The organism is Pedobacter sp. (assembly GCF_035566355.1).
Lineage (GTDB): Bacteria > Bacteroidota > Bacteroidia > Sphingobacteriales > Sphingobacteriaceae > Pedobacter.
The window spans coordinates 1-3700 of record NZ_DATMRL010000380.1; the positions used below are offsets into that span (position 1 = coordinate 1).

Here is a 3700-nt window from a genome sequence, read left to right on the forward strand (position 1 = left end):
ATAGTCTCCGAGAATAGTATTCACTTTTTCAGATTGTTTCCTAAAGAGATTAAATCCCTTGCCATCCATCTTAATGAATTCTCGAATAAAGCTCAAATTGTCCTTGGTCATTAGTTGACCTTCTTTCAACTTAAACAAGTAATTATTAATATAATCTTGAGCTATAGAGTCAGCTAACTTTGCATCCCCCTTTTCTTTTGCTTCTCTTGCCTGGGACGGCATGATTTTGAAATTTTTCGTTTTTTGAGCAAAGCCCAGGCTTGTAAGGCTTAAAAAAGCCAAACTTAATAGCATTGTTTTCATATGTGTGTTCTATTAGTTTTTCTTACTTATTATTTATTTCAATATGATATTTATAGGTTTTCTAGTCATCATGTCGTCCACTTTCTTTTGTTCGATTGGAGACAATAGCCCAGACCCAGGAGTCCTGCCTGAATCGTCAAGTTTGAAACCGTCATTTATCCCTTCGTTTGATGCCTGTGTTCCATCTAACATCCATAGTGGTGCTGGCGCACCTTTGAGATAATGATCAAAGAACTGCATCATTCGAATGCTGAAATCCTTTACTTCATCTTTGTCCGAAAGCCCGTGATTTCCTTTAGGATAAACTAACATCCACGTCTTCTTACCCAATCGCCTCAATCCCATAAAAAGCTCTATTTCATTGATAAAAGGACATCCATCATCTACTTTAGTGTGCATAATTAAAAAAGGGGTGGTCACTTTATCTGCCTGAAAAATTGGTGAGTTTTTGATGTAGACTTCTGGTCTTTCCCAAAGACTTCCTCCCATCCTAAGTTGGCCGTTTTCGTGAAAATTTTGTCCATTATATATACCACGATCACCAAGACTTCCATAATTACTTACCAAATCAGCAAGCCCAGAAGAACTTTCAGCAGCAGCAAATAAATTCGTATGCGTTACCAGGTAATTGGTTTGTAATCCTCCAAAACTACAGCCCTGAATTCCCATTTTTTTTGCATTAACAAATGACAAGGTTGAAACATAATTAGCTGCAGAAATTACTGCATCATAGGCACCCTGCATAGCATCACCTACTTTATAATAGATATCTGGAGTAAACACCAAGTATCCATTACTTACATAAGTTGGTATATCAATATTGCAACCATTACATAATAACGTAGGGGTGATAAATGCATTCAATCCATCTGATTTACGTTCATAATAATGAAAGATAATAGGATATTTTTTGTTTGGGTCAAAATTCTCTGGCTTATATAGTATACCCTTTAAAGTTCTTCCATCCAATGATTTCCAGCTATGCAATTCTGTAGTATACCAATTGTATTTTCTCTGCGGCTGCAAATCACTCAACCTAGTAAAAGTTTTAAAGTCTTTAGTGCTGAAATAATTTGGAGCATCAGTAGGACTCATTCTTCGAACAACATACATATTTGATTTCATTGCCTTAATTGGCGAGAAATCAGAATCGTCCGGAACGTAACCAACAATATTTGTTTGATACAAATAGGCTCCCATATGTAAAAGTTCAGGATCTCCTGCTTTATCCAATTGTTTCACGAAAAAGCCATTGCTTTTATTCTCGTTGTTAAAAGCAGTTAGATATAGTTTTTCATTCTTATTGAGTATATTTCCTTTAAATAAGTCAAATGCATAATTAAAAATGACATTATTCTTTTGACCGTACCCATTAGTTAAATTAACAGCTTTTTGTTTATCTAACGGATCTATTTTCCAGATATCATATCGATCATAAATGAATACAGATTCATCGTTTTCTAGCCAAATAAGGGAAGTTATTCCTCGGGCGCCTTTTGCTTCATCTGTATCATTATGATCAATACCAATCCATGATACATTAAGACCTTTCGTCAAATTTCGAACTGTTTTAGTAGAAATCTCATAGCTAAAATAATCCTGTTTGGTTGTATCAAAGAAGATGATATATTTTCCACATGGTGAGAGTTGAACTAAGGATGATTTTAAATTATCTAAAAAATTTAATTTTTTTCTGTTGCCATTCTTTACTGAAACCAAATCCCAGGTCCATTTATAAGTCATACTCCAACGATCACCTATAATAGGATTTTGTATTAAAGCTATTGTATCGCTCACACCTTCAGATGTTGGAAACTGAAGGCCTGCAAATGTTTGGTGTTGCAATCGTATCATATTTCGATCTGCAATATTAATGACGGCGAGGTAGGTCTGATCACCGACTTCCGTTTTCTGTTCACTTTGCAGGACTGTATCTGTATAGCTCCATAATTCAACAACTTTTTTTGACTGTGGCTTTGAATTCCCCTTTTTCGTTAACGAAGCGAATATACGTTCCCCGTCTTTGCTAAAAGAACTGAGATATCCTAAGTCTAATCCCTTCTCTATATTCGCAGCATTTTTCCCGATGATACAAACTGCCTGAGAGGAACCCATCTTGTAATACCAGACCGAATCTCCAGTTCTAAAAGCCAACTGCTGATGCTTTACATCAAGAATTAGATTTTCGGGTTTATTCCCCTCCCATATTTTACAGACCTTACCGTTAGCTATATCTGCAATATTTACAGATTGCTTCTGATCATTCCCATTAATTGATTTGAATAAAACCAGTACATCTTTATCAAAACTCCAGCTATCCACATTAGCAAATATTCTTTCTTTATTAGTTTTCAAATTCTTTAAAACTAAGTCCTTTGAATTAAGTCTAGAGGGATAAAACAGATATTCCGCTCCTTTACTCTCCTTAAGATTGTACCATAAGGTATTTGGAATATATTGAATTTGATCAGTTCCGAGCGTAAGCATCCCCATACTATCTTTCTTAGTATTAAATAAGAAATATTTATCACTAAGAATCCCTGAGTTCTCGATCAATCCTCCTTTAAATTCCTTTTTCCATTTCCCATCTGTAGATTGGACCACGAAAGTTCTGCTTCCTACTGATATATTGTTAATATCGTAAAATACATACTGTCCATTTTTACTAATTATTGGTCCTCCTAAGGAAGGCCAAGTTTTATAGGCTGTAGAATCTATTACTGGCTTCTGTGCAAACAAAAAGTTTGCACAGAAAATCATCATCATTGTTAAAAAAAATCTCATCACTGTTATTATTAGTATCCTGGGGTTTGCGTTAAATTTGGATTACTTTGTAATTCGTAAGTGCCAATCGGATAGTACTGCTGGTAACTTTTCCATACGCCTCCATTACTTTTCTTTGGCGTAACTTTAGACATCACTTCGTCTACTTTTCCTGTCCGTTTCAAATCCAGCCAACGATGTCCCCACTCGCTAAACAACTCTATTCTTTTTTCCTTTAGAATAAGCGTAATCAAATCTTCTTGATTAATATTCGGATTAATATCCTTAACCAAAGGCAAACCTGCCCTGTTTCTGATCTGATCAACATCAGAAATGGCATCATTAAGCTTACCTAACCTAGCCCTGGACTCTGCCCGGGTCAAATACAATTCCCCTAAGCGCATTACCGTACTGTACTCCGTAACGGGTGCACTCGGTACAACTGATGCTTTAATCTTGTATTTATATGGATAATAATAGATCGTGCTATTTGCATTTACACTGCTTGTCCAGTTATCTTTTCGTTGATCTCCCGTTTCGAAATCCTTAATCAATTCGGTACTCAAATAAACGGGGTTAACTCGGGATGGTCCTCCAGATGGCATTACAAAAACCTGTGCTTCTTGCGTATTCC

General features: G+C 35.8%; 3 protein-coding genes. All 3 read right to left on the reverse strand.

The genetic code is table 11. The features are described from left to right. The coding region (locus VNZ46_RS14540) for a hypothetical protein (RefSeq protein ID WP_325560805.1) at positions 1 to 303 on the reverse strand (303 nt) is incomplete at its 3' end. Between the two features lie 33 nt (positions 304 to 336). Further along, the gene (locus tag VNZ46_RS14545) at positions 337 to 3069 is read right to left on the reverse strand and encodes an alpha/beta hydrolase family protein (RefSeq protein ID WP_325560806.1); all 2733 of its coding nucleotides are present in this window, start codon (positions 3067 to 3069) and stop codon (positions 337 to 339) included. Between the two features lie 29 nt (positions 3070 to 3098). After that, positions 3099 to 3700, reverse strand: a 602-nt coding sequence (locus VNZ46_RS14550) for a RagB/SusD family nutrient uptake outer membrane protein (RefSeq protein WP_325560807.1), incomplete at its 5' end; no start/stop codon positions are given.